This is a genomic window from Sodalis-like endosymbiont of Proechinophthirus fluctus (assembly GCF_001602625.1).
In the GTDB taxonomy this organism is placed as follows: Bacteria; Pseudomonadota; Gammaproteobacteria; order Enterobacterales; family Enterobacteriaceae.
The window spans coordinates 67,644-68,014 of the sequence record NZ_LECR01000090.1; the positions used below are offsets into that span (position 1 = coordinate 67,644).

Sequence of the window (371 nt, forward strand, 5' to 3'; positions counted from 1 at the left end):
CATCGCATCCATTACCGTACCCTGGATGGCGATGCGCGGAATACGATCGCCGCGGCGCATCATATGGTGCACGCGGTTAAGTAATTGGACCCCTAGGCTGCCGCCAGGGTGTGAACGAGCGAACTGCTCCGGCCCGAAGCCCCTATGGCGCATCAGCGCCATCGCCAGTGCATCTCCCATCATCAGCGTGTTTACCGCGCTGGAAGTCGGGGCTAGTCCTATCGGACAGGCTTCGCGCTCGACACTGATGTTAAGCACACAGGCGGCTCCCCGGGCCAGCAGCGACGATAAATTACCGGTCAGCGCAATCACCGGAATCTGGCTTTCCGCCAAAAGCGGCAGCAAGGTGTCTAGTTCGCGCGCATAGCCAG

At 60.6% G+C, this 371-nt stretch carries 1 protein-coding gene; it reads right to left on the bottom strand.

Features of this window, described 5'->3' with window-relative positions:
- Positions 1-371: SIS domain-containing protein (locus tag BG74_RS18365; protein ID WP_244267488.1), on the bottom strand; the 371-nt coding region annotated here is incomplete at both ends.